We start from the raw sequence: 24,808 nt of genomic DNA, 5'->3' as shown, positions 1-24,808 counted from the left end.
GACCGCCTATGTCGCGACTGGCGGCTCGATGTTCAAGTGCAATAGGCGCTATACCCACAATCGCCCCTTGTCAGCCCTCCCCGTCAGCGCACCCTGTCCCATTTTCTGCGACTTCTTGCGACAAAGGCCTGCTTGCGCGGCGGGATTTTCCCGGCAAACTCGGCCGTGCAAAGTGGGTGCGGATGAATAGCGGCCACAGGGGGGAGTGACACGATATGGAATCCAGACGGGGAACCTTGCCGGCAAGGGCAATGCTTGCTCCCATCCTCGCGGCGGGCATTGCCGCCTTTGCCGTGTCCTCACCCGTGAAAGCCGATACGATCCCCCTGGACCAGCTCATTTCGCTGGATGAAGCCGATCCGGCCGACACGATCGTGGTCACGCGCAGGCCTGATCCGGCACCCGACCATGATGAAGTCCGCCAGCAGGCGCGGTCGATCACCCGTTCAGGAAACCTCCATAACGAGCCGCTTGCCCTGTTCTCCTCGAAAATCTGCCCGGGCGTACTGGGCCTGCCGGTGGAGGTTGCGGAAATGGTCGTGGGCCGCATCCGGTATAATGCAGAGCGATTGGGCCTGGCAGTGGCTTCCACCGGCGAGTGCGCCCCGAACCTCATCGTGGGATTTGTGGGCAGCGGAAAAGCCGACATTCGCAAGATGATGGACAAACGCGGATCGATGCTGGCGAAGCTGCCCCTCGCCGAGCGGCGTGAATTGCTGGCCGAAACAGGGCCCGTCCATGCCTGGGCCGTCACTACCGTAAGGGGATTTCACGGCAAGATGCTGGACGGGCAGGAAGCCAATCTGGTCAACCCTCCGGTTCTGCGGGCGGAAGCCTCCCACTCGCTCATTACCATGTCGACGCGCCTCGATATCGACCAGTCGGTGGTGCTGATCGACATCGCCACCATCGACGGAATGAGCGTGAACCAGCTCGCCGATTATGCGACTATGCGCGGCATTGCGCGCACTCGCGCCGTTTCGGGGCAGGCCTCCTATGGAACGATCCTCAACCTGTTCGATCCCGATGCCACCCACGCGCCCGAGCTGACCCCCTTCGATATCGCCTATCTCAAGAGCCTTTACGCCAATGTTCCCAACATTCCCGGAATTGCCAAGGTGGCTGCGGTGAAAAGCGCACTAGCTCGGGAAGTGGCCCTCACGGGTACTGGCCCTGAAGCCCAGCCCTGAAACTGGCATCCGATCTCCCCAAAGGGCCGATCCCCCCAAGGGGAAGCCTAGCTGTCACGAACGAAAAAGGCCGCGAGGATTGCTCCCCGCGGCCTTTTCATCACGCCTCGAAGGCGATTATTTCTTGGCAGGAGCCTTCTTCGCGGCAGGCTTCTTGGCCGCGGGCTTCTTCTCGGCGGCCGGGGCTTCCTCGGCGGCTTCCTTCTTGGCAGTGGCCTTCTTCGCCGGAGCCTTCTTGGCAGGAGCTTCCTCAGCCGCATCGTCGGCCTTGGCTTCTTCCTTCTTGCCCTCGTCCTTCTTGGCTGCAGCCTTCTTGGCCGGAGCCTTCTTCGGCGCGGGAGCAGCGGCTTCTTCGCCTTCTTCGGCTTCGATCGCGGCTTCCAGCTGTTCGCGGGTCACTTCACGTTCGGTGACTTCGGCCTTGTCGAACAGGAAGTCGACGACCTTGTCCTCATAGAGCGGAGCGCGCAGCTGAGCCTGGGCCATCGCATCGCTCGCGACATAGTCGACGAAGCGCTGACGATCTTCCGGACGATATTGCTGGGCGGCCTGCTGCATCAGCATGCGCATTTCCTGCTGGCTGACTTCCACGCCATTGGCCTGGCCGATTTCCGACAGCAACAGGCCCAGGCGCACGCGGCGCTCGGCGATGCGACGGTAATCTTCCTTCTCGTCCTCGATTTCCTTGCGGGCCGCTTCAGGATCGGCTTCGCGCGCGGCTTCCTGCATCAGCTGGTTCCAGATCTGCTGGAACTCGGCTTCCACCATGGTCGGCGGAACCGCGAAATCGTGATCCTTCGCCAGCGTGTCCAGCAGGGCGCGCTTCATGGCGGTGCGGGTCAGGCCGGCAGTTTCCTGCTCCAGCTGGCCGCGCAGCAGGCCCTTGAGCTGCTCCAGGCTTTCAAGGCCGAGCGACTTGGCGAATTCATCATCCACCGTGGTTTCACCAGCGACCTTCACCTGCTGAACGGTGATGTCGAAAGTGGCTTCCTTGCCCTTCAGGTTTTCCGCCGGATAATCTTCAGGGAAGGTGACGCTGATGGTCTTTTCCTCACCGGTCTTCACGCCGACCAGCTGGTCTTCGAAACCGGGGATGAACTGGCCCGAGCCAATTACCAGCGGCGCGCCTTCGGCCTTGCCGCCGTCAAATTCCACGCCGTCCAGCTTGCCGACGAAATCGATGATGACCTGATCGCCTTCGGCGGCCTTCTTGGTCTTCGGAGCGTCGGTATAGCTCTTCTGATTCTCGGCGATCTTGGCGACGGCTTCGTCGACCTGTTCGTCCGTGATGGGCACGACCAGCTTTTCGAGCTTCAGGCCTTCGATCGAAGGCGCCTGGATTTCCGGCAGCACTTCCAGTTCGATGGCGAGCTCGGCATCCTTGCCCTGCTCATAGCCTTCGCTCAGCTCAACGCGCGGCTGCAGCGCGGGGCGCAGCTTCTTGTCGGCGATCAGCCCATCGACCGATTCGCGAATCGTGTTGTTCAGCACGTCGGCATGCAGCGCCTCGCCATGCATCTTCTTCACGAGGTTGGCGGGGACCTTGCCGGGACGGAAGCCGGGCATGCGGACCTGGGGGGCGATCTTCTTCACCTCGCTCTCGATCCGGGCCGCGATATCCTTGGCCGCGATGGTGAGCGTATAGGCGCGCTTCAGGCCTTCATTGCTGGTTTCAACGATCTGCATTTCAGACTGTAGCCTTCCAAAAAATCTCTCTCATACCGGAACCCGCGTCGGGCAAAACTGGTGCGGGCGAAGGGACTCGAACCCCCACATCTTGCGATACTGGTACCTAAAACCAGCGCGTCTACCAATTCCGCCACGCCCGCGGCCCGACGAAGCCTGCAGGCCCGGTATTGCCTGCCGACCTGCGAAACAGGCAAGCGCCCTTATAAGGGAGCAGCGCAAAGGGCAAGCGGAAGCGAGGGCATGTGCCGCTCATTCGCACCGAAGCCAAGCATAAACGGGCCCATGCAGCCCTTCAATCGGGCGTTGCGCGGGCCCCAAGGGGCGATTAGGAGGCCGGCATGAGCGAAGAAACAACCCCGAACACCACCCCTTCCACTGGCGCGGACGTCCCGCCGGACCGGCTGGCGATCAATCCGACGAATCCCTTTTTCGATGCCGAAAAGCTGCAGCGCGGCATCGGCATCCGCTTCAAGGGCACCGTCCGCACGAATGTGGACGAATATTGCATCTCCGAAGGCTGGGTGAAGGTTCAGGCGGGCCGCACGGTGGATCGCAAGGGCAATCCGCTGCTGGTGAAGCTCAATGGCCCGGTCGAGGCCTGGTTCGAGGATCTGGGCGAAGACGCTCCTGTCGCGAAGAAGGACTGAACCCGAAGGGCCGTTCAGCCCTTCCTTTTCTTCTTTGCAGCCTTGCTCTCGCTCGCGGCGATGATCTCTGCGATCACGTCGCGGCGCGGGGCAGCTTCCGATTTCGCGGCCAGCGCGACCTCCTTGCCCCTGGCACCCGGCTTTTCATTGTAGATGAAGCCCGACACCGGCCAGGCCGTGCTGCCCAATGACTGGATGGGGCCGAACCAGACGCGCACCGCACTCCAGTCATTATTCTGGGAAACATCCATCGCGCGCACGTCGTCCTCGATCTGGCCGCGCCGGCCATTAATGGGCGACCAGTTGGCATGGCGCAGCAGCACGGTGCGGCTGTCCACGATCTTGCTGACGGCCGCGACATGGCCCAGCGCCATGTTGCCATGGGGCTGGAACGCCATCACCGCGCCCACCTTGGGCCGGTTGCCGCGCCGATAGCGCCCCTCCGCCTGATCCCACCAGGTCCAGGCATCGCCATAGAGCTGGACGCCCGATACCCGGCGCGCATAAGGTACGCATTGCAGATAAGGCAGCGTATCGATCCCCAGGCCGGATCTGGTATCCGCCGGGTTGATCGCCGTTTCGCCCAGTGCAGGCGCGGCCACCATGACCAGCGCCGCACCGGCGATGAACTGAGAGAATTTGCCCCACATGAGGCGCAAATTCCGACAACTCGGTTATCGGAAAACTTCGCCCTATAGTTAACGACACGGTAAGGATTGCGCCTTTCTCTTGCCATCTGCCCTGCGGCAGGCCACCTGCGATGCAAATGGCAGGCACACCTCTCCCTCAGGTCATCATTATCGGCCGCCCCAATGTGGGCAAATCGACTCTGTTCAACCGTCTGGTGGGCAAGAAGCTCGCCCTTGTGGACGACCAGCCGGGCGTCACCCGCGATCGCCGTTTTGGCGAGGCGCATCTGCTCGGGCTGGACTTCACCATCGTGGATACGGCCGGCTGGGAAGATGACGATCCCGAAAGCCTGCCCGGCCGGATGCGGGCGCAGACCGAGGTTTCCGTGCAAGGCGCAGCGGTCGCGCTGTTCGTATTCGATGCCCGCGCGGGCGTGACGCCGCTGGACGAGGAAGTGGCCCGCTGGCTGCGCGAACAGGATGTTCCCGTGGTGGTAGTGGCCAACAAGGCCGAAGGCCGGGCCAGCCAGCCGGGCATCATGGAAGGCTATTCCCTGGGTCTGGGCGATCCGATTCCCTTCTCAGCCGAACATGGCGAAGGCCTAGGCGATCTGTTCGAGGCGCTGCTGCCGCTGCTTGAAGGCGCCGAGGCCGAGGAGCCGGAAGGCCCCGAGCTTGACGAGAATGGCGACGAACTGCCCACCGGGCCGCTCAAGCTGGCCATCGTGGGACGCCCGAATGCCGGCAAATCGACCATCATCAACCGGATGCTGGGCGAAGACCGGCTGCTGACCGGGCCGGAGGCGGGCATCACCCGCGATTCGATCGCGGTGGACTGGCAATGGCGCGATCCGAAGACGGGCGAGACGCGCGACGTCCGCCTGATCGATACGGCCGGCATGCGCAAGAAGGCCCGCGTGGTCGAGAAGTTGGAGCGGCTGGCCGTGGCCGATGCGCGCCATGCGATCGACTTTGCCGAAGTGGTCGTGCTGCTGCTGGATGCCACCAAGGGGCTGGAGCATCAGGATCTCAAGATCGCCGACATGGTGCTGCAGGAAGGCCGCGCCCTGATGATCGCGATCAATAAGTGGGACGTGGCCGAAGATCCCTCCGCCCTTTATAACGGCATTCGCGAGGCGCTGAATGAAGGGCTGGCGCAGGTGAAGGGCGTGCCGCTGTTCTCCGTCTCCGCCCGCACCGGCAAGGGTCTGGATACGCTCATCGGTGCCGCCTTCGAACTGCGCGAAACCTGGTCCAAGCGCGTGCCTACCGCCGCGCTCAACCGCTGGTTCGACGATGCGCTGACCGCCAATCCCCCGCCCGCCCCCGGCGGCAAGCGGATCAAGATGCGTTACATCACCCAGATCAAGACGCGCCCGCCCAGCTTCGTCATCTTCGGATCGCGGCTCGAAAATCTGCCTGAAAGCTATCGCCGCTATCTGGTGAACGGCATCCGCCGCGAACTGGGCTTCGGTTCGGTGCCGGTGCGCCTGACCCTGCGCAGTTCCAAGAGCCCCTTCGCGAAGGATTGATTCCGCTAGTTCCGCGCCAAGAACAGGCCCAGCACCATTACTGCGATGCCAGCAGGCGCTTGCCGTCGATGCTGGTCTGCGGCGTGCCGAACCAGCCGAAATGATCGATCAGCGCGGTCACTAAAGCGGGTCAATGACCCGAATGCTGACATCCTCCACGTCCGCTCATCCTGAGCTTGTCGAAGGAGACGTCGCGCCCATTGCCCGGATTTCTGCTCAATCGCTTCCGCACCGCGAAATAGCCCGGCAATAATTCCTGCCCAGAATTCACGTTTCACGCGTCCTTCGACAAGCTCAGGACGAGCGGATGTTGGGCTGATTACGAAGCTTACGACGAGCGAATGGTCGGGAATCTCCGACACCTGAAGGCGAGAATCCCAACGCACCATCTCGCCACCAGAATTGTCTAACCCGAGACCAGGATTGCGTCAATCGGGGGGGGCCGTGCCAATAAACCGGCCCGCGATTCGCAATGAAGGGCCTGAACCATGTCAGCTTCCGCCAGCCAATTCGTCCAATCCTTCTTCCACGGGACGCGTGCCGATCTCCAAATCGGCGATCTGATCGCCGTGGGATACCAGTCCAACTTCACTGAAGCCGCACCGCTTTCATGGGTCTATTTCGCTGCGACGCTGGATGCGGCGATCTGGGGCGCGGAACTGTCCGCAGGGGCGGGGCCGCAGCGGATCTATGTGGTGGAGCCAACCGGGCCCATTGTCGATGATCCCAACCTCACCGACAAGAAGTTCCCCGGCAACCCTACCATGTCCTATCGCTCCCGCGATCCGCTGCGGATCATTGCGGAGGTTACGAACTGGCAGGGCCATCCGCCCGAGGTGGTGCAGCAGATGCTGGACGGCCTCGCCCGCCTGAAGGCGGACGGCGCCAATGTAATCATCGACTGAACCACCCCGGAGTTAGGCGGGAATGGGCGCGCTATTCCCGCCCGCTCACCGGATTGCGATAGTGATAGGGCGGCAGGAAATAATCCGGGAACACCGGATAGGGCTCGGTCTTCTCATCCGGCGCCAGATCGTCGAAATCCATCAGCAGTGGCATGGCATGCTGCGCCCAGCCCTTGTCGAAATCGGTGTAGAAGCTCTGCCATGATTTGAGCACGGCGATTTTCCACACGCCGTCTTCCTTCACATATTCATTCTCATACAGGCATTCGCCCCACATCGCCTCGCCGCCCATGCGACCGACCTGGATCAGGGCGCGCAAGCGGCATTGGCCGCGCTGCCCATCGTCGGAGACATGGATAACCGGCTGCAACTGGATATGATTCATCAGCAGACCCGGCGGCGGCGGCCCGAAATGGAGCATATATTCGCGGATGCGCTCATGCCCGAAGAACTTGCCGCGCCCGTTTATTTCCAGCGTGGCATCGCGCGCGAAGAGATCGGCCGCGTGATCCCACTGGCTCTTGTCGACATAATAGCCATAGATCCGCTGGAGATTGGCGATGGCCAGATGGTCTTCGGCGGCCTGGGCACGCTTTTCAACTGCCGCCAGCCGCTCTTTCAGCGCGCGGATTTCCGCTTCGCAATCCATTTTCGATTCCTCTCCCACAGAGCCGCACTAGGGCGAACTCGCTGATCGCTGTCCTGCACAGACGGGGATGAGGCGTCAACGGCGGGCCGCTTCGCAATGGAAGCGCCCGCCTGACAGGCAGAGGCCTACTCCGCCGCTTCGCTGTTCAACTGAACGTAGTTCTGCAGGCCCATGCGCTCGATCATGTCGAACTGGGTTTCGAGGAAATCGACATGTTCTTCCTCGCTTTCGAGGATGCGCTCGAAAATCTCGCGGCTGACATAGTCGCGCACGGTTTCGCAATACTCGATGGCATCGCGCAGCATGGGGATGGCTTCCATCTCCAGCGCGAGATCGGCCTTGAGGATTTCCTCCACCGTTTCACCCACCTTGAGGCGGTTGATCGCCTGGAAGTTGGGCAAGCCATCGAGGAACAGCACGCGTTCGGCCAGAACGTCTGCATGTTTCATCTCGTCGATCGATTCTTCGCGTTCCTTTTCGGCCAGTTTGGAAACGCCCCAGTGCTTCAGCGTGCGGTAATGCAGCCAATACTGGTTGATCGCGGTGAGTTCGTTGGTGAGTGCCTTATTGAGGAACTCGATTACCTTGGCGTCGCCCTTCATGGCCGGCCCCTTTTATATCTGCTGCGAACTGAATGGTCGGAATGATGCGCGCAACCACTGGCCAAGACAAGAGGCCGCGCGAAAAACCCGAGGATTTCTGCGGTCTTGCGAGTGATTAGCGATAGTGGAAGTCTTCGCCCTCAGGCGCGGGCGAAGGCGTGATCGGAGGTGAAAGAGGGTGCCGCTTCGGGCGTGCCCCCGCGTTCCTCAATCAGGATTTCCGCCGCTTCGTCCAGGCACTGCCCGCATTGCGGACGCTTGCCCAGTTTCTCGTAAACAGCGTCAGGATCGCCCGCATGGCAGCGCGCGGCGGCGCGCAGATCGCACTCACGGATGGCGTTGCAGATACAGATGTACATGCGCATTTGTTAATGCGAATGGATTGCAGTAGCAAGAGGAATCTGCATCACTTCCGCAGGGAGAACAGCCTCCCGTAAGTGAGGCACCGCCACAGCCATTCGAGCGGGCCATATCGGAAATGCTCCAGCCACGGCTTCGACCAGGCCAGCATCAATGCGCAGCCCGCCAGCGCGATAGGCAAAAGGCCCGCGCGGCCCAGTCCCCCCCACAGGCCCCCTGCCCAGTGGCGGAACACCAGCATCATCACCAGAGATGTGGCGATATAGTTCGTAAAGGCCATCCGCCCGGCCGCCGCCAGCCTTGCGCCCAGCCAGCCTGTCACCGCGCGCGGTGCACACAGTGTCAGCAGCGCTGCAAGGCCAAGTACCATCGCCAGATGCGGCAATGGCGCGGCAAAATCCGCCACGAAACGGGTGAGCCAATAGGGAAAACCCTGCACCATGGCCCACAGTCCCAGCGGCAGGGACAGCCCGGCGCCAAGGATCACGCCAGCCCAGCCCCAGCGCCGCATGCGTTCCGGACTGCAGCCGCCCGAGAAGAAGCCCAGCCGAAACAGCGCCATGCCAATCAGTATCAGCGGCACCGTCTCGAACAGGGCAAAAGCGGGATATTCCCCCAGCAGATGGGCCCGCTCCTTCGCGACGAAGGAGATTTCCTCACCATAGCTGCCCACGGTGAAGGCCGCGCGCTCCGCCTCGGCCTCCTGCAACTTGCGCCCTTGCGCTTCCACGATGGCGGCATGGTGCGCGGGATTGGCGAGCTGCGCCTCGGCGCTCTGTTCCAGCACGAGCGTGCCGGTAAAGCTGGCCGCCAGATAGATCGCCGCAGCGGCATACCACAACAGCCCCACTCGCAGCAGCAGCCGCTCAGGGAGCGCCAGGAACGGCAAGGCGATGAGCCCGGCAATCGCATAGAGGAACAGGATGTCGCCCCAGAACAGCAGGAAGAAATGTACAAGGCCGAATGCCGCCAGCCAGCCCAGCCGCCGCAATTGCAGGCCTGTGCCTGCTCCACGCGCAGCGGCCCGCGCCGCGAACAGCGCCATTCCGGCACCAAACAGCAAGGTGAAAAGCCCGCGCATCTTGCCGTCGATCAGCACAAATTGGGCCAGCCACAGCCCGTTTTCCAGCAGGCCCGGCTCCATGCCGAAGCCCTGCGGCCAGCCATAGGCGATATGCGGCTGGGCGAAGGCCACGATATTGGCGAAGACGATCCCCAGCACTGCCACGCCGCGAATGAAATCAAGCGTGACCAGCCGCTCGCCTGGAGAAACCGGCCCAGATAGTCCCGGCCCGGAAAGACCCGGCGCAACGGGGCCGGAAGCCCCATCAATGCCCGGCGCGCGCGAATGCATGATCCGTCCTTGCTCAGAAGGCGGGACAATCCCCGCCGGTTAAGCGGCAGGCCGGGTTACTGAGTAACGAGGCACTCCTGCCCGGCCGCCTTCAATTTCACGCAGGCCCTATCCGCTTCCGCACGCGAGGCAAAGCCGCCTGCGAGCAATTTGGTGACCTTGCCCGACGGAACGAGAATCCTCTGCTTGCCGGAAAGTTCCGGGCGCACGGAAAGCTGGGCCCACAGCTTCTGCGCATTGCCCTTCACTCCGAAGGCGCCGAGCTGGAGCTTCCAAGGGCCCGTGGCTGCTACGGCCTGAGCCGGACGGGCGGCCGGCTTAGGCGCAGCGGGCACTGGTGCCGGACGGACAGCGGGTTGAGCAACCTGCGCCGCCGCCGGTTTCGGAGCGGGCCGGGCGGGAGGCGGCGCAATAGGCGACTGAGCAGTTTTCGGCGCGGGGGCGGCGGGACGGGCATAATCCGCACCGGCCGTGGCCGGGCTATCGGTGCCATCAGCCTCCATTGCCTGACGCACCGCAGCCTCCGCCGCCGCGCTGGAAGGCGGAATAGCCGCCTGTCGCACCGGCTGGGGCACGCGGGGCGAGGCCGACGCGAGCGGCGCGGTCGGCGATTTCGGCTTGGCCGCAGGCTGCACTACCGAGCCGGAGGGAAGCGCGGGCGAACCGTCCGCCGCAGAAAGGTCGAAGGCGGCCAGCTGGCTGGCGCGTGTAGCTTCCGCCTGCTGCTGCATTTCCACTGCGAGCGCGGCGGCCTGCTGGCGCTGGGCGAAGGGGACATATTGGTCCATTTCCGCCAGAGCAGGCCCGGCCTGCGGCAGGCCCTGCGTATTGGCCATGGTCAGCAAGGCATAGGCGCGCACCCAATCCTTGGCCACGAGATCGCCGTTGAAATGCGCAATGCCCAACAGATATTGAGAACGCGGATCGCCCCGGCGCGCGGCATCCTGCACATAGGACAGCGCCTGTTCGCGCCGCCCGGTCTGGAACAGGATCAGGCCATAGATGTCAGCCGCGCGGATGTGGCCCTTCTCTGCCGCGCGGGCATAATAATATTCCGCCATGGAGGAATCCTCCTCCACCCCGCGCCCCAGACGATAGGCCTGCGCCATGTTGAACAGCGCATCGGCATCGCCCGATTCGGCAGGCGCTTTCCATTCCGCAACAGCGGCGGCGTAATCACCCCGGCTCCACGCATCCACGCCAGCCTTCACATCGGCCTGCGCGGGAGCCCATGCAGGCACGGCCAGCGCCACTACAGCCAGAGCGGCCATCAATCCGGTGGGGCGAAGAATCGCCATTGTCGCTGCACTCCCCTGGTTATGCGGGCCTGTTTGTACGGGCCTGATTGTGCTGGCCCGAACATTTCGCCGCCCCTTAGGGCAACATAGTGAATGCTGCGTTAGCATGATGCCCCCATCCCAAAGCCGCACCAAACCGGGACATTTCGGCCACAAGAGATAGGCCGGAGATTCGCGCCATCCTTCACTTAACCGAAAATTAGGGGTGATCTGCGATCCCGCCAGGGGAAATGCCGGGAATCCAGGACTGATCCGGCCTTATTGAGCAACCCAGGGGGACAGACCTTGCGCGTATTGGCATTGGCATCTCAGAAAGGTGGTTCCGGGAAGACCACCCTGTCGGGGCACCTGGCCGTACAGGCCCAGCGGGCCGGCGCAGGCCCGGTAGTACTCATCGACATCGACCCGCAAGGATCGCTTGCCGACTGGTGGAACGAGCGCGAGGCGGAATATCCCGCCTTCGCCCAGACGACCGTGGCCCGGCTGGCGAACGATCTGGCAACCTTGCGTCAGCAGGGCTTCAAGCTGGCGGTGATCGATACGCCCCCCGCCATCACGATGGCGATCCAGTCCGTCATCTCGGTTGCAGAGCTCATCGTGGTCCCCACTCGCCCCAGCCCGCATGATCTGCGGGCAGTGGGGGCCACGGTGGACCTGTGCGAACGTGCGGGCAAGCCGCTGATCTTCGTGGTGAACGCTGCTACGCCCAAGGCCAGGATCACTGCGGAGGCCGCCGTCGCCCTGTCGCAGCATGGCACGGTGGCGCCGATTACGCTGCATCAGCGCACCGATTTTGCCGCCTCGATGATTGACGGGCGCACCGTCATGGAAGTCGACCCGGCGGGCAAGTCCTCCCACGAGGTTGGGGCTCTGTGGAACTATGTTTCCGACCGGCTGGAAAAGAACTTCCGCCGCACCATCTTTTCCGCCCCCGGCCTTACCCAACTGCCCGGCACCTATCGCGCCGCGGGCGGCTTCGGCCGCCGGGTGGCTCAGAATTGACGGGCCGCGACATGAACGAACCCAAGCCTTTCGCTTCGCTCACCCCCACCCTTCTGGCGCGCAAGGGTGCGGCGCGACCCGCCATGCGCACGCCGTTCCAGCCTCTTGGGGTATTCGAGCGGCTCGACGCCTTCCCGATCGAGGACGATCTGGGATGGAACGACATGGGCCATGAACAGACCGGCGCGGGTGGTGTCGCCCAAGCGCCTGTGGTTCAGTCGGCACCTCGGCAGCCTGCTGCCAGGCAGATAATCCGGCAGCCCGCCGAAAGCCGCGCCGCCGGGCGCCGCAAGGCGCTGGATGAGGGGCGCCGCGCGGCCTTCACACTGCGCGTGGATGCGGAACGCCATCTCAAGCTGCGGCTGGCCTGCACCATCCGCAATCTCAGCGCCCAGCAGATCGTGACCGAGGCGCTCGACCGGCTGCTTTCCGGGATTCCGGATCTCGACATGCTTGCCGCGCAGGTGAAGCGGAAATGATTACCCAAGGGGATGTGACGATGAACCGTACCGTCAGCACGAACGGGAACAGGGATGCACGGCTGATCGGCCTCGCCCTCACCACCGCGCTTGCCGGGGTTACGCTGACCGGATGCGCAGCATCCGCCCCGCCCGCCAATCTCTCGGCCAGCAAAGCCGAAGCGGCGCTGGCCAAAGGCAATTACGATACCGCCATCCAGCACGCGGAATCCGCTGTTCGCGCCGATCCGCGCAATGCCCATTTCCGTATGACGCTGGGCTCGGCCTATCTCGAGAAAGGCCGCTTCGCTTCCGCCGCAACATCTTTCGACGATGCCATGAAGCTGGGCGACACTTCGCCCCGCACGGCCCTCAGCCTTGCGCTCGCCCTTGCGGGTGACGGCCGGGGCGCGGAGGCTATTGCCGTGCTGCGCGACTGGGAAGGCGATATCGCCGCCTCGGATCTTGGCCTTGCCTATTCGCTGGCCGGGCAGCCCGAACGCGGCATCCATGTGCTTTCCAATGCCGTCCGCAATGGCGAGAACACCGCCAAGGTACGTCAGAACCTGGCCTATTCCTATGCACTGGCGGGCCGCTGGCGTGAAGCGCGGCTGATGGCCCAGCAGGATATCGGCAACGAGAAGGTGGGCGACCGGATGGCCGAATGGGCCGCCAGCATCCATCCTGATGCCTATCGCGTGCGCGTGGCCATGTTGCTGCAGGTCGTGCCTGACATGAAGGATGCCGGCCAGCCGGTGGAACTGGCACTCGCCAATTTCCCCACTGCGGAACAACTCGCCGGCGAAGCTGCCGTCGCCCCCACCATGGCGCAGCCCGCTGCCGCCCCGGCCGCTCCTCAGGTGGCGTTGAACGACGCACCGCAGACGAGTTATGAATTGCCGCCCATCGGCGATGCGCCGGAACCGGCCTTTTCGGCGCCGGCCTACAAGGCACCGAACCCGCAGCGCGTGAACGATTTCCAGGCGGCCTTCCCCGCCAGCGGCGCCAGCAGGGTCGCACTCGACACGCAGAGCTTCGCCAAGCCCGCACCAAAGGCTTCCGCCCGCCCTGCCCCGAAAGCCGTACCGGCAAAGGCAGCCTCCGCAAAAGGCGCCAGCCGCATCGTCAAGGCAAGCGAGGGCACGCATCTCGTCCAGCTGGGTTCCTTCACCAGCGAACAGGGCGCACGCCGCGCCTGGGGCATCTATGTGAAGCGCTACCCGGAATTGGCAGGCCATGAAATGGTGCTGACCCAGGCCAAAGTGAACGGCAAGGCCTATTGGCGCGTGGCGGCGGGCGGTTATTCCGCCGCCAGCTCACGCTCCATGTGCGGCAAGATCGGCAAGGCCGGCGGCGAAGGCTGCATCGCCTATGCCCAGAACCAGCCGCTTCCCGGCACAGTGCAGAACGAACGGCGGCTGGCCAGCCGCTGATCACTCTGGATCAGATCGAACATCCCCCGGAAGCCCTCTGCGGATAACCGCAGGGGGCTTTCTCTTTGAGGTTTCAATCGTCACCCTGTGCTCGGTTGGGGCATATTCCACTGAGACAAGTACCCATTCGTCATCCCGGCGAAAGCCCGGAACGCTGGCCATGGTGGCTGACGGTGGCCAGCGGTCCCGGATCAAGCCCGGGACGACGGGCGGATACTTGTCTTTATGGGATAAACGCCAACTCGGTTCAGGGTCCAATTCTCCTGATCGAGCTACTGCTTGGAAGGAGAGATGAATGCTGAACCGAATTCAGCATGGCGATTGTGGAAGCAGGGAAGCAGCAGGCGGGATTACTTCCCCACGCGCACTCCGCCCTTGTAGAGCGCCGTGACCCGGCCCTGAGCGGGCTGACGGTCAAACGGTGTATTTCCCGCGCTCGCTTCCATCTTGTCGGAAGAGACGATCCACGGCTTCTGCGGATCGACCAGCGCGATGTCCGCTTCCATCCCCTCAGCCAATACGCCTGCTTCCACGCCTAGCAGAGCGGCGGGATTGGCAGCCAGCAGAGCGAAGGCGCGGGGCATGTCGATCACGCCATCCCTCACCAGAGTCAGCACCATGGCGAGCAGGGTTTCGGCCCCTGCCATGCCCGGCTCCGCATCGGCAAAGGGCAGGCGCTTGTCCTCCGGCCCGCGCGGATCGTGGCCGCTGGCGACAACGTCGATCGTCCCGTCGCCAATCGCCTCGATCACGGCCTGCCGGTCCGCCTCATCCCGCAACGGGGGGGACATGCGGGCAAATGTGCGGAATTCCGCAGTTGCGATGTCCGACAGCATGAAGTGCGCAGGCGTGACGCCCGCTGTAACTGCCACGCCGCGCCGCTTGGCCGCGCGCACCAGATCAAGCGCGGCGCGCGTCGTCACCTGCCGCAAATGCAACCGGGCGCCCGCCAGTTCAGCCAGCGCAATGTCGCGCGCCACGGCCAGCGCTTCCGCCTCGGCAGGCGCGCTCGGCAGGCCCAGCCGCGTGGCCATGATGCCCGCAGTAGCGACCGCATCGCCCGCCAGCCCGCCATCTTCCGCATGCGTCACCACCACCATGTCGAGCATCGCGGCATAACGCAGCAGGCGCAGCATTACGCCCGAATCCGCGATCCAGCGCCGACCGGTAGCCACTGCCCGCGCACCGGCATCCCGCATCAGGGCGAGTTCCGCCAGATTATGCCCTTCCAGCCCCACTGTGGCCGCCGCCAGCGGATGAACCCACAGGTCCGGCTTGCCGCTATAGGCGAGGAACTGGACACGCGCGGGATGGTCGAGCGGGGGGTTTTGGTCGGGCATCAGCGCCGCACGGGTAATCCCGCCGAAATGGAATGCAGGCTTGTCCACGGTGAAGACGCCAAGATCGACGATACCGGGAGCGACAAGCTTGCCGCCTGCATCGATGATCTCATCGCCGACATGGGGGGTGACATCCCCCAGCGAGACGATCCGCGCCCCTTCGCAGCGCAAGGTGCCCGGGCAGAGGCCATCGGGCGTGACCAGCGTGCCATTGACGATCGTGAGCGCAACGGGCTTCATCACACGATCTCCCCGGCCATGTCGGCCGCGCTCCAGCCCGGTACTCCGCGCGTGCGGCGGGTCAGCACTTCCAGGCAGGCCATGCGGATCGCCACGCCCATTTCCACCTGCCGCGTGATGATCGAGCGGCCTTCCAGATCGGCCACGTCGTTGTCTATCTCCACGCCGCGATTCATCGGGCCGGGATGCATGATCAGCGCATTGGGCTCCGCCTTTTTGAGCCGCTTGGCCGTAAGGCCATAGAGATGGCGATATTCGCGCGTGGAGGGCACGAACTGGCCGTTCATCCGCTCGTTCTGCAGGCGCAGCATCATAACCACTTCCGCCCCGTCCAGCGCGGCATCGAAATCGTGGAACGGCTTCACGCCCATTTCCTCGATCCCGGCGGGCATCAGCGCGGGCGGCGCGCAGACACGCACTTCGGCGCCCAGCGCGGTGAGGCACAGGATGTTTGAACGAGCCACTCGGCTGTGCAGGATGTCCCCGCAGATGGTCACCCGCAGGCCCCACAGCCCTTCGGCAAATTCCGTGCGGCCCCGTTCGCGCAACGCATGGCGCAGCGCCAGCGCATCGAGCAGCGCCTGCGTGGGATGTTCATGCTGCCCGTCGCCAGCATTCAGCACGGGGCAATCGACCTGCTCCGCGATCAGCCGCACCGCGCCGGAACTGGCATGGCGGATCACGATAGCATCGGCGCGCATGGCATTGAGCGTCACCGCCGTATCGATCAGCGTTTCGCCCTTCTTCACGCTGGACTGGGCCGCGTGCATGTTCACGACATCCGCACCCAGACGCTTGCCCGCGATCTCGAAGCTCAGCAGCGTGCGAGTGGAATTCTCGAAAAAGGCGTTGATGATGGTCAGGCCCGACAGCGAATTGCTGTGCTTGGAAGGCTGGCGGTTCAGTTCCACCCATTGTTCCGCCTCTGCCAGCAGGAACATGATTTCATGGGTCTGGAGCTGACCGATGCCGAGCAGGTCGCGGTGCGGAAAGGCGTACCATCCGGCCGGGAAACGGCCCGAGGCTGAGGGGGTTGGCGTGGCTGTCATTAAAGTCGGGGCAATAGGCACAGTTTGCGCCCATGGCAACGCCTCGTGTCGATCAAGATCGCCGGTTCCTCGGTTTCCTGTGGAACCTTCCGCCAGCCCCGCCTAGGTTATGGTTCGCAACCAATCACGCGGGATCACAAGCGAATGAGTTTTGCAGGAAAAGTCTGGCGCTTGCTGGTCGGGATCAAGGACGGTCTTTCCCTAATTCTGCTGCTGATGTTCTTTTCCGCGCTGTTTGCGATCCTCAGCGCGCGGCCCAGCCCCGGCGTCGTGCGCGAAGGGGCGCTCTATCTCCAGCTTGACGGGTCCGTGGTGGAGGAAGCTTCCGCTCTCGATCCGCTCAATCTGCTGCTCAGCCAGGAACTGCCCGCCGCGCAATATCAGGCGCGAGACCTGATCGCCGCGCTGGATGCGGCCGCCACGGATGACCGGATCAAGGCCGTGGTGCTCGATCTCTCGGCCTTTACCGGCGGCGGCCATATCCACATGCAGGAAGTGGGCGCCGCGATGGACCGCGTGCGCAAGGCGAAGAAGCCCGTGCTGACCTTCGCGCTGGCCTATACGGACGATTCGATGATGCTGGCCGCCCATGCCAGCGAGGTGTGGGTCGATCCGCTGGGGGGCGCACTGATCATGGGCCCCGGCGGGCAGCGGCTCTATTACAAGGGCCTGCTCGATTATCTGAAGGTCAACGCCCGGGTCTATCGCGTGGGCACCTACAAGAGCGCGGTCGAGCCATATATGCGCAACGACATGTCGCCCGAGGCAAGGGAGAATGCCCAGGCGCTCTATTCCTCCATCTGGGAGGAATATAAGGCGAAGATCCGTTCGGCCCGCCCGAAGGCGCAGATCGATCGGGTGACGACAGATCCTGCCGCATGGCTGAAGGAAAACCTGGGGGACAATGCCCGGGCCGCATTGTCGGCAGGGCTGGTCGACAAGGTCGGCGATTGGGAAGCCTTCGGCAAACATGTGGCGAGCATCGTGGGCGAGGATCCGTTTGACGGATCGCCCGGAGCCTTTGCCAAGACGGAACTCCAGCCGTGGCTTGCCGCGATCCGGCCCGCCTCCACCGGGGGAAAGGCCATCGGCATCGTCACCATTGCCGGCGAGATCAGTGACGGCGAAGCTGGCCCCGGCGAAGCAGGCGGCGCGCGCATCTCCCAGATCCTGGACGATGCCCTGACGGACAATCTGGCCGCCCTGGTGGTGCGGGTCGATTCCCCGGGCGGCACGATCACCGGATCGGAGGCGATCCGCCGCGCGATCATGCGCCAAAAGCGCAAGGGCATACCCATCGTGGTGTCCATGGGGAATTACGCGGCGAGCGGCGGATATTGGGTTTCCACCCCGGCTGACCGGATATTTGCCGAACCGGAGACAGTCACCGGCTCCATCGGTGTCTATGGCGTAGTGCCGACTTTCGAGAAGGCGCTGGCGAACTGGGGCGTGGGAACGGACGGAGTCTCCACTACGCCCCTTTCCGGCCAGCCTGACATTCTGGCGGGCTTCACCCCGCAGATCGAGTCGGTCCTGCAGCAGACAGTGGAGCACGAATATGGCGTATTCCTCTCGCTGGTCGCGAAATCGCGCGGGATGACCCCGCAACAGGTCGACCGGATCGGCCAGGGCCGCGTGTGGGATGGCGGTTCCGCCCGCCAGCTCGGCCTGGTGGACCAGTTCGGCGATCTCGATGCGGCCATCCAGTGGGCGGCGCAGAAGGCGGGGCTCAAGCAAGGGAACTGGCACGCGAAATATCTCGGCTCCCGGCCTGATCCTTACGCCACGCTGATCCAGCGCATGCTGGGTAGCGAATCCGAAAGCGCCCGAGCCGGTTCACGCGATCTGTTCGCCACTGTGGCCGGGCGGGAACAGGCCCGGATCGGGCAGGCCATAGGCGATGTCAGCCGATTGATGGGAGGAAGCGGAGCGCAGGCATATTGCCTCGAATGCGCCGCCCTGCCTTCCGGAAAGCCCGCAAATCCGAGGCCTGGCGGGCTGACGGCACAGTTCCTCAGGCTTGTGCGATAGACTTCGGATGCAGGCAGGAGGAAACGAGTTGAACAAATCCTCCCTGTTTGCGCTTGAGTTTGCCGCGCAGCCATGGCAAGGGCGCGCCCCTGCCGTGAGGGAGCCTCGTTCCTTCACTATTCGGCGGGCGCGTAGCTCAGTGGTAGAGCACACCCTTCACACGGGTGGGGTCGCAAGTTCAATCCTTGCCGCGCCCACCATTTCCCTCAGGAGATGGACGCATAACCGGACGCCCGAAGGCCTCCGGGCGGTTCCGCTTGCCCGCTGCGCATGGGCAGTCCGATACGGGACATCACGTAAGGGACTGACGAAGCTTCACAATTTCTGATCGAAAACGGATATATCATCCCAGCCGATCCGTGCGGATCGGCTTGCCTTGGACGTGAACCATCCATATTGAATTGAGCCAGAGACGCAGCCAGGCATTTGAAGTTGAAGCGTTTCATGGGGAAGCGCAACCGGTGATCGGGCGCGCCAAGGTCGTTATGGATAGGGATTCCTCCGGGGACGATATTGCCCTCTTGGCGGCACTCACCGCCAAGCAGAAGGATGTGCTTGACCTGCTGGTGCAACATAAGACGTCGAAGGAGATCGCGCGCGAGCTCGGCATCTCCCCACATACGGTCGACCAGCGCATCCAGTTCGCCAAAACCAAACTCAACGCTGGCACCCGCGGGGAGCTGGCCCAGGAGTATCGCCGCCTTTGCGCTATATGCGACGCAATGACATATGAAAATTCACGTATAGCGGAACCTGCCGAACACGCCGAAATGGTTTCGATGGACGACGCGGAGTCCATGTCTCTTGCTTCGGCGCCAGTGGAAGGGATCAGCCATGGCGAAACGGACAAAAAAGGGGGGCACCACGTCGTTCCGGAGATGTTCGAGGGTCCAAATGGAACCTTGATGCGGATCGGTGCGATTTTGCTGATGGCGCTGGCGATCCTGCTTCTGGCGCTGGGCGGCATGGCGGTATTCATCGAGGCTTCGCGCATCCTGGGCCATTGACCTCGCGGTCATCTCCGCTTTGCCGGGCCGATCCGCCCGCCCGAACGAGGACGCGACGCGATGAAGATCAGCCATTCCCCCCGATCAGCCGGACCGTGCAACGATACGGCTCGCGGGGGGTTCAAGTACGGAATCAGCACTCATATCGCTCCGCATGGCCTCGCCTGACCGAGTTTCGCGGCAGAACGGTGGATGAGCGCAAGGCGTAATGCCTCCCTTTCTGCTCTTCTTTTTGGCGGTCATCCTCGCCCTCGTGGCATGGATGGGCGGCCCGCCGGAGCGCTGGGGCGCGGCCTTCGTGTTTATCCGGCACGTCCTGGTGGATCCGGCCTATCACGCCTTTTCGGAGCCGTCGCGGTTCGACTCATTGGAACCCGTCCACGCCGTTCTGGACACATCGCTCTTCCTGGCAATCCTCTGGCTTGCGCTCCATGCGAACCGGATCTGGCCCATGTGGCTATGCGCCTCCGCGCTGATTGTTCTGGTGGGGCATTTCGTTGTGCTGATGGGCATGAAGGGAAATCAGCTCGCCTATTGGGGCATGACGCAATTGCCGATCTTCATGGAACTGGGCATCCTGCTGGCAGGCACGATCAGCCACCGGCTTCGCCTGCGAAGGACTGGCCCTTATCGCAGCTGGCGGCTCTCATGACGCGCCGAATGGGGGAATGGGGCTGCCATGAGCACTCCTGATGAACCGACAGATTTCGCCAGCCGCCTGCTGGCACTCAGCCAGCAGCTGCTATCCATGGCAGGGGCCGCCACGACCGCGCCTCCGGTAAAGGAGGAAGGCGTTGAGCATTCCCCTTGGAGCTCGCCTGAAGAGGAGCCGAACGAGACCTTGCTGGTTTATGTCGCGGAAGCCATGTATCGCCATCGCCAGTCACGGCGTGAGCTGTTTCCCAACGGGCTGTTCGGGGAACCGGGTTGGGATATCCTGCTGGATCTCTTCATTTCCAGCCGGCGCAACCGGCAGGTGACGGTAAGCGATGCCTGCCTTGCCTCGCTGGTGCCTTCCACCACGGCTTTGCGCTCGCTTGCCCAGCTCGAACAGGAAGGCATGGTGGAGCGCCACCGCGACCCGCAGGACGGACGGCGTATCTACGTTCGCATGTTGCCCAATGCGGAGGCGCGCATGATCGCCTATCTGACGCAGGTTCTGCGGGAACGGCAGGCTTCCGCTTATTGACGCCGCGCCACCGCATGTCATGATCCTCCCTGCCGTTCTGGCATGGAGAGGAGGCTGGCATGTTCAAGACCAATGTAGGCCGGACTGACCGTATTCTGCGCATCCTTGTGGGGCTGGTGCTGATCGCACTGGTATTCGTGGGGCCCAAGACCCCGTGGGGCTGGCTAGGGATCATCCCGCTTGCAACGGGCCTGCTGCGGAGCTGCCCGCTTTATTCGCTGATCGGGGTGAATACCTGCGGCGTAAAGCAAGGCTGACACTTCTTGCATGGGGCGGGCCGAAGCGGCATAGCCCGCGCCCATGCACGACCTGCGATATATCCGTGAGAATCCCGCCGAGTTCGACGCGGGACTGGCCAAGCGCGGGGCCGAACCGGCCTCGACCGTGATCCTGGACCTCGATACGAGGAAGCGGGAAGTCACCACGCGCATGCAAGAGGCGCAGAGCCGCCGCAACGAAGCCTCCAAGGCAATCGGCGCGGCCATGGGCAAGGGTGACAAGGAAACCGCCGAGGCGCTGAAGGCCGAAGTGGCTGAACTGAAGCAGACCCTGCCTGCGCTGGAAGAGGACGAACGCGCCCTTGCCGCGGAGCTTGACGCGCTGCTGGCCGCCCTGCCCAACATCCCGGCGCATGACGTGCCGCTGGGCGCGGACGAGACGGACAATGTCGAGGTTGCCCGCTGGGGCACGCCGCGCGAATTCAACTTCACGCCGAAGGAACATGCCGATCTCGGCCCGGCGCTGGGGCTGGATTTCGAAACCGGCGCCGCCATGTCGGGCGCGCGCTTCACCTTCCTGCGCGGCCAGATGGCCCGGCTGCAGCGCGCCATCGCGCAATTCATGCTCGATACGCAGACTCTGCGGAATGCCTACACCGAATGCGCCGTTCCCCTGCTGGTGCGCGATGAGGCCGTGTTCGGCACCGGACAGCTGCCGAAATTCGCGGAAGACCTGTTTCGCACCACCGATGGCCGCTGGCTGATCCCCACTGCCGAAGTCAGCTTGACCAATGCCGTGCGCGAGCAGATTCTCGAGGAAGATGCCTTCCCCATCCGCATGACTGCCCTCACCCCCTGCTTCCGCAGCGAAGCGGGCGCCGCCGGGCGCGATACGCGCGGTTATATCCGCCAGCACCAGTTCGAGAAGGTCGAGCTGGTCAGCGTCTGCCGTCCCGATCAGTGGCAGGTCGAGCATGACCATATGGTCCGCTCGGCCGAGAGCATCCTCGAAGCGCTGGGCCTGCCCTATCGCAAGGTGCTGCTGTGCAGCGGCGACATGGGCGCCACCGCGAAGAAGACCTACGATCTGGAAGTGTGGCTGCCCGGCCAAGGCGCTTATCGCGAGATCAGCTCGATCAGCTGGTGCGGCGAATATCAGGCCCGCCGGATGAATGCGCGCTTCAAGCCGGAAGGATCGAAGCGCACCGAATTCGTCCATACGCTCAATGGCTCGGGCCTTGCCGTCGGCCGCACGCTGGTGGCGATCCTGGAGAATTACCAGCAGGCCGATGGTTCGGTGGAAGTGCCCGCTGCGCTGCAACCCTATATGGGCGGCGTGACGGTGCTGGAACCCTGAGGGAAGGCACGGCAATGCGCATCCTCCTCACCAATGATGACGGGATCAACGCCCCCGGCATGGCCGTGCTGGAAGCCATCGCCGCGCGGCTGAGCGACGACGTGACTGTCTGCGCCCCGGCGGAAGAGAATTCCGGCGCGGGCCATTCGCTCACCCTGCATATGCCCGTGCGCCTGCGCGAACATGGCGGGCGGCGTTATTCGGTCACAGGCACGCCGACCGATTCCGTCAATCTCGGCCTCAGCAAGCTGTTTGCCGGTGGCAAGCCCGACCTCATCATTTCCGGCATCAACAATGGCGAGAACCTGGCGGATGACGTGACCTATTCGGGCACGATCTCCGCCGCGATGGAAGGCGCGCTGGCAGGCATTCCGGCCATCGCGCTGAGCCAGGCGACGCGCGATCGCGGCCATGGCTTTGCGGCCGCCGAAGCCTGGGCGGAAAAGGTGCTGCGCCCGCTGCTGGACATGCAGATGGCAAAGCGCACTGTCATCAATGTCAATTTCCCCGCCCTTCCGGCAGAAGAAGTGCGCGGCATCCGCGTGACCCGGCAGGGCTTCCACGATTATTCGCGCGGCTCCGTGGTGGAAGGCGTCGATCCGCGCGGGCGGCCTTACTACTGGTTCGGCCTTGAGGATGTGGAACACACGCTGGACCACGGCACCGATCTGGAGGCCGTGAATGACGGCTATATCTCGATAACGCCCCTGCAGCTCGACCTGACGCATCACGCGGCGATCGGCGCGCTGGCTGAAAGGTTTGCCTGATGTTATCCGGCCGTGCCCGGCACTGGATGCTGCCGCTCGCGGCAGTGCTGCTGGTGGCGGCCACGAACGATAAAAAGCCCGACCCTGCGACAGAGACAGAGCATGTGGTGGCTCCCGGCGAAACGCTGGGCGGCATCGCCAACCGCGCCAACGTGCCGCTGGTGGCGATTGCCGAGGCCAATGGCCTTGCCGAGCCCTATGTCGTAAAGCTTGGCCAGAAGCTCATCATCCCGCGCCAGCGCGTCCATGTGGTGAAGGGGGGCGATACCGGCTTTGCCATCGGCTTCCAATACGGCGTGCCGTTCGACCTGATAGCGCAGGCCAACGGGATCAAGCCCGACGCCACGTTGAAAGTCGGAAAAAGGCTGATCATCCCGGCGGTAATTTCCAACCCGAAGCCGATCGAGATCAAGGAACCGGCATTTCGCCGCCCGCATGACGGTGCTGTGTTGCTGGGCTGGCGCCGCCGGGCCGACGGCGGCGGACATGAAGGCCTGGATTTCCGCGTGAAGGATGGCGACATGGTGCGCGCCGCCGCTTCTGGCACGGTAATCTTCGCGGGCAAGGCACCGGAACGCTTCGGCAATCTGGTGGTGATAGACCACGGCAATGGCTGGCACACCGCCTATGGCCATCTGGAAAAGGTCACCGTGAAGAAGGGAGAGACGATCCGCGCGGGCGAACGTATCGGCCTCGGCGGCCATAGCGGCGAGGCGACAGGGCCCGAACTCCATTTCGAAATCCGCCAGAATGGCCAGCCGATAGATCCCGCACCCCGCCTTGGGTTGAAAGAGGGCGGCTGATGAAGCGGCCCTTTTCCGCCGCCCGCCGTTTCCGGCCCTTGCGCCGCGCGGTGCGCGTGCCGGTCTGGGCCGATCTGGCACTGCGCCTTTCAGCTGCGCTGGCGCTGATCTTCTTCGTGGTGCTGGTCCATTATGCCGATCGCGAAGGGCTGGTGGACAATCATGACGGCCAGGTGAGCTTCCTGGACGTGGTCTATTTCACCATGATCTCCATCACCACCACGGGCTTTGGGGACATTGCCCCGATCAGCGACCGTTCGCGCCTGATCGAGGCGGTGATTGTCACCCCCATCCGTTTCGCGGTGATCTTCATTTTCGTGGGCACTGCCTATAATTTCATCATCAAGCGCAGCTGGGAGAGATTCCGCATGGCCCGCATCCAGAAACAGCTTTCCGGCCATGTTGTGGTCCTGGGCTTCGGCGTCAGCGGCTCCGAAGCGGTGGCCGAACTGATCGAACGGGGCACCGATGCCAATTCCATCGTGGTGATGGACACCAGCGAGGAGCGGCTGCAGATCGCCGAGGAGATGGGCTGCAACGTGATCTGCGCCGATGCCGCGCGCGACGAAAACCTGATCGCCGTACGCATCGCGCAGGCACAGACCGTGCTGGTTTCCGCCGGGCGTGACGATGCCTCGATCCTGATCGTGCTGACCGTACGCCACCTCGCGCCCAAGGTACCGATCAGCGTGGTGGTACGGGCGGAGGATAACGAAATCCTCGCCCGGCAGGCCGGGGCGGACAATGTAATCAACCCCGTGCGCTTTACCGGCCTGCTGCTGGCAGGATCGGCGCAAGGCAGCCATGTGGCCGATTATCTGGCAGACCTCGCCTCCGTCTCGGGGAACGTCCAGCTGGTCGAACGGCCAGTGCGACCGGAAGAGATCGGAAAGCCGCTCCGCAGCCTGGCAACCGGCGGCATGGGCCTGCGCATCTATCGGGGGGAAAGGGTGATCGGCTTCTGGGAAGACGAAGCCGGATCGCTGCAACCCGGCGACGTGGTGGTGGAAATCCTGCCTACCTGCGCGCAGGAAGCCCCGCCCCCCTCCTGACGCTTCC

25 protein-coding genes and 2 tRNA genes are annotated in these 24,808 nt (G+C 63.7%); 17 read left to right on the top strand and 10 right to left on the bottom strand.

Going from position 1 to position 24,808, the window contains the following annotated elements:
• The first annotated feature begins 251 nt into the window (after window positions 1-251).
• Entirely contained in the window at window positions 252-1,190 is a 939-nt protein-coding gene (locus tag H0274_RS13005) for a hypothetical protein (RefSeq protein WP_226795926.1), read from the top strand.
• A gap of 117 nt (window positions 1,191-1,307) precedes the next feature.
• Here H0274_RS13005 and tig read toward each other — a convergent pair whose 3' ends face one another.
• Both tig and H0274_RS12995 read right to left on the bottom strand, forming a co-directional pair.
• Window positions 1,308-2,876, bottom strand: coding sequence for a trigger factor (gene tig, locus H0274_RS13000; protein ID WP_226795925.1), 1,569 nt, complete (start codon window positions 2,874-2,876; stop codon window positions 1,308-1,310).
• A 58-nt stretch (window positions 2,877-2,934) separates the two neighbouring features.
• Window positions 2,935-3,019 (bottom strand) — tRNA-Leu (locus H0274_RS12995).
• 198 nt (window positions 3,020-3,217) lie between these two features.
• Between H0274_RS12995 and H0274_RS12990 the strand changes: the two genes are divergently transcribed.
• The gene (locus H0274_RS12990) at window positions 3,218-3,526 is read left to right on the top strand and encodes a DUF3297 family protein (RefSeq protein WP_226795924.1); all 309 of its coding nucleotides are present in this window, start codon (window positions 3,218-3,220) and stop codon (window positions 3,524-3,526) included.
• A gap of 14 nt (window positions 3,527-3,540) precedes the next feature.
• Here H0274_RS12990 and H0274_RS12985 read toward each other — a convergent pair whose 3' ends face one another.
• Window positions 3,541-4,176, bottom strand: coding sequence for a CHAP domain-containing protein (locus tag H0274_RS12985; RefSeq protein ID WP_226795923.1), 636 nt, complete (start codon window positions 4,174-4,176; stop codon window positions 3,541-3,543).
• Window positions 4,177-4,292: 116 nt separating this feature from the next.
• Here H0274_RS12985 and der point away from each other — a divergent pair, with 116 nt between their 5' ends.
• Together der and arr are read left to right on the top strand one after the other, a co-directional pair.
• Window positions 4,293-5,687, top strand: a complete 1,395-nt coding sequence (gene der, locus H0274_RS12980) for a ribosome biogenesis GTPase Der (protein WP_226795922.1) — start codon at window positions 4,293-4,295, stop codon at window positions 5,685-5,687.
• A gap of 488 nt (window positions 5,688-6,175) precedes the next feature.
• Window positions 6,176-6,592, top strand: a complete 417-nt coding sequence (arr, locus tag H0274_RS12975; protein ID WP_226795921.1) for an NAD(+)--rifampin ADP-ribosyltransferase — start codon at window positions 6,176-6,178, stop codon at window positions 6,590-6,592.
• A 31-nt stretch (window positions 6,593-6,623) separates the two neighbouring features.
• On the opposite strand, the gene H0274_RS12970 is transcribed toward arr, so the two are convergent.
• From H0274_RS12970 to H0274_RS12950, 5 genes are all read right to left on the bottom strand, one after another.
• The gene (locus tag H0274_RS12970; protein WP_226795920.1) at window positions 6,624-7,241 is read right to left on the bottom strand and encodes a nuclear transport factor 2 family protein; all 618 of its coding nucleotides are present in this window, start codon (window positions 7,239-7,241) and stop codon (window positions 6,624-6,626) included.
• Between the two features lie 125 nt (window positions 7,242-7,366).
• Window positions 7,367-7,843: a bacterioferritin gene (bfr, locus tag H0274_RS12965; RefSeq protein ID WP_054531833.1), complete on the bottom strand. Its 477-nt coding sequence runs from the start codon at window positions 7,841-7,843 to the stop codon at window positions 7,367-7,369.
• A gap of 140 nt (window positions 7,844-7,983) precedes the next feature.
• Entirely contained in the window at window positions 7,984-8,202 is a 219-nt protein-coding gene (locus H0274_RS12960) for a (2Fe-2S)-binding protein (protein WP_226795919.1), read from the bottom strand.
• Window positions 8,203-8,249: 47 nt separating this feature from the next.
• On the bottom strand, window positions 8,250-9,557 hold the full coding sequence (locus H0274_RS12955) for a DUF418 domain-containing protein (RefSeq protein WP_226795918.1): 1,308 nt from the start codon (window positions 9,555-9,557) through the stop codon (window positions 8,250-8,252).
• Window positions 9,558-9,613: 56 nt separating this feature from the next.
• Complete coding sequence (locus H0274_RS12950; RefSeq protein WP_226795917.1) at window positions 9,614-10,855, bottom strand: SPOR domain-containing protein; 1,242 nt, start codon at window positions 10,853-10,855, stop codon at window positions 9,614-9,616.
• Between the two features lie 285 nt (window positions 10,856-11,140).
• Here H0274_RS12950 and H0274_RS12945 point away from each other — a divergent pair, with 285 nt between their 5' ends.
• Genes H0274_RS12945 through H0274_RS12935 form a run of 3 tightly spaced genes read left to right on the top strand, consistent with a single transcriptional unit; the run spans window position 11,141 to window position 13,748 of the window.
• Window positions 11,141-11,857, top strand: coding sequence for a ParA family protein (locus H0274_RS12945; protein ID WP_226796159.1), 717 nt, complete (start codon window positions 11,141-11,143; stop codon window positions 11,855-11,857).
• 11 nt (window positions 11,858-11,868) lie between these two features.
• Entirely contained in the window at window positions 11,869-12,336 is a 468-nt protein-coding gene (locus H0274_RS12940) for a hypothetical protein (RefSeq protein WP_226795916.1), read from the top strand.
• Between the two features lie 20 nt (window positions 12,337-12,356).
• Window positions 12,357-13,748, top strand: coding sequence for an SPOR domain-containing protein (locus H0274_RS12935; protein ID WP_226795915.1), 1,392 nt, complete (start codon window positions 12,357-12,359; stop codon window positions 13,746-13,748).
• Window positions 13,749-14,098: 350 nt separating this feature from the next.
• Here the strand turns inward: H0274_RS12935 and H0274_RS12930 are convergent, their stop codons facing one another.
• Complete coding sequence (locus H0274_RS12930; RefSeq protein WP_226795914.1) at window positions 14,099-15,328, bottom strand: dihydroorotase; 1,230 nt, start codon at window positions 15,326-15,328, stop codon at window positions 14,099-14,101.
• Window positions 15,328-16,377 (bottom strand): aspartate carbamoyltransferase catalytic subunit, encoded by a 1,050-nt coding sequence (locus H0274_RS12925; RefSeq protein ID WP_226795913.1) that lies wholly within the window; start codon window positions 16,375-16,377, stop codon window positions 15,328-15,330. Before H0274_RS12925 ends, H0274_RS12930 begins: the two co-directional genes overlap by 1 nt.
• 144 nt (window positions 16,378-16,521) lie before the next feature.
• Here H0274_RS12925 and sppA point away from each other — a divergent pair, with 144 nt between their 5' ends.
• The 10 genes from sppA (at window position 16,522) to H0274_RS12875 (ending at window position 24,801) form a co-directional block, all read left to right on the top strand.
• Complete coding sequence (gene sppA / locus H0274_RS12920) at window positions 16,522-18,408, top strand: signal peptide peptidase SppA (protein ID WP_226795911.1); 1,887 nt, start codon at window positions 16,522-16,524, stop codon at window positions 18,406-18,408.
• Window positions 18,409-18,533: 125 nt separating this feature from the next.
• Window positions 18,534-18,608, top strand: a tRNA-Val gene (locus H0274_RS12915).
• Between the two features lie 201 nt (window positions 18,609-18,809).
• On the top strand, window positions 18,810-19,415 hold the full coding sequence (locus H0274_RS12910) for a response regulator transcription factor (protein WP_226795909.1): 606 nt from the start codon (window positions 18,810-18,812) through the stop codon (window positions 19,413-19,415).
• Between the two features lie 208 nt (window positions 19,416-19,623).
• Complete coding sequence (locus tag H0274_RS12905) at window positions 19,624-20,067, top strand: hypothetical protein (protein WP_226795907.1); 444 nt, start codon at window positions 19,624-19,626, stop codon at window positions 20,065-20,067.
• A 27-nt stretch (window positions 20,068-20,094) separates the two neighbouring features.
• Window positions 20,095-20,604 carry a MarR family transcriptional regulator gene (locus H0274_RS12900; RefSeq protein ID WP_226795905.1) on the top strand — a complete coding sequence of 170 codons (510 nt, stop codon included), beginning with the start codon at window positions 20,095-20,097 and terminating at the stop codon, window positions 20,602-20,604.
• Between the two features lie 59 nt (window positions 20,605-20,663).
• A complete protein-coding gene (locus tag H0274_RS12895; RefSeq protein ID WP_226795903.1) occupies window positions 20,664-20,861 on the top strand; it encodes a YgaP family membrane protein in 198 nt (65 codons plus the stop codon).
• A 43-nt stretch (window positions 20,862-20,904) separates the two neighbouring features.
• Complete coding sequence (serS, locus tag H0274_RS12890; RefSeq protein ID WP_226795901.1) at window positions 20,905-22,179, top strand: serine--tRNA ligase; 1,275 nt, start codon at window positions 20,905-20,907, stop codon at window positions 22,177-22,179.
• Between the two features lie 14 nt (window positions 22,180-22,193).
• The gene (surE, locus tag H0274_RS12885; RefSeq protein ID WP_226795899.1) at window positions 22,194-22,946 is read left to right on the top strand and encodes a 5'/3'-nucleotidase SurE; all 753 of its coding nucleotides are present in this window, start codon (window positions 22,194-22,196) and stop codon (window positions 22,944-22,946) included.
• Entirely contained in the window at window positions 22,946-23,749 is an 804-nt protein-coding gene (locus H0274_RS12880) for a M23 family metallopeptidase (protein WP_226795897.1), read from the top strand. Before surE ends, H0274_RS12880 begins: the two co-directional genes overlap by 1 nt.
• Window positions 23,749-24,801 (top strand): potassium channel family protein, encoded by a 1,053-nt coding sequence (locus tag H0274_RS12875; RefSeq protein ID WP_226795895.1) that lies wholly within the window; start codon window positions 23,749-23,751, stop codon window positions 24,799-24,801. The genes H0274_RS12880 and H0274_RS12875 overlap by 1 nt, the downstream gene beginning before the upstream one ends.
• The last annotated feature ends 7 nt before the right edge of the window (window positions 24,802-24,808 follow it).

The sequence above is a fragment of the Fulverythrobacter ferritrahens genome, from assembly GCF_020539485.1.
Classification (GTDB): domain Bacteria; phylum Pseudomonadota; class Alphaproteobacteria; order Sphingomonadales; family Sphingomonadaceae; genus Andeanibacterium; species Andeanibacterium ferritrahens.
Note: the sequence above shows the minus strand (reverse complement) of the source record. Positions and strands in the feature narration are given on the sequence as shown.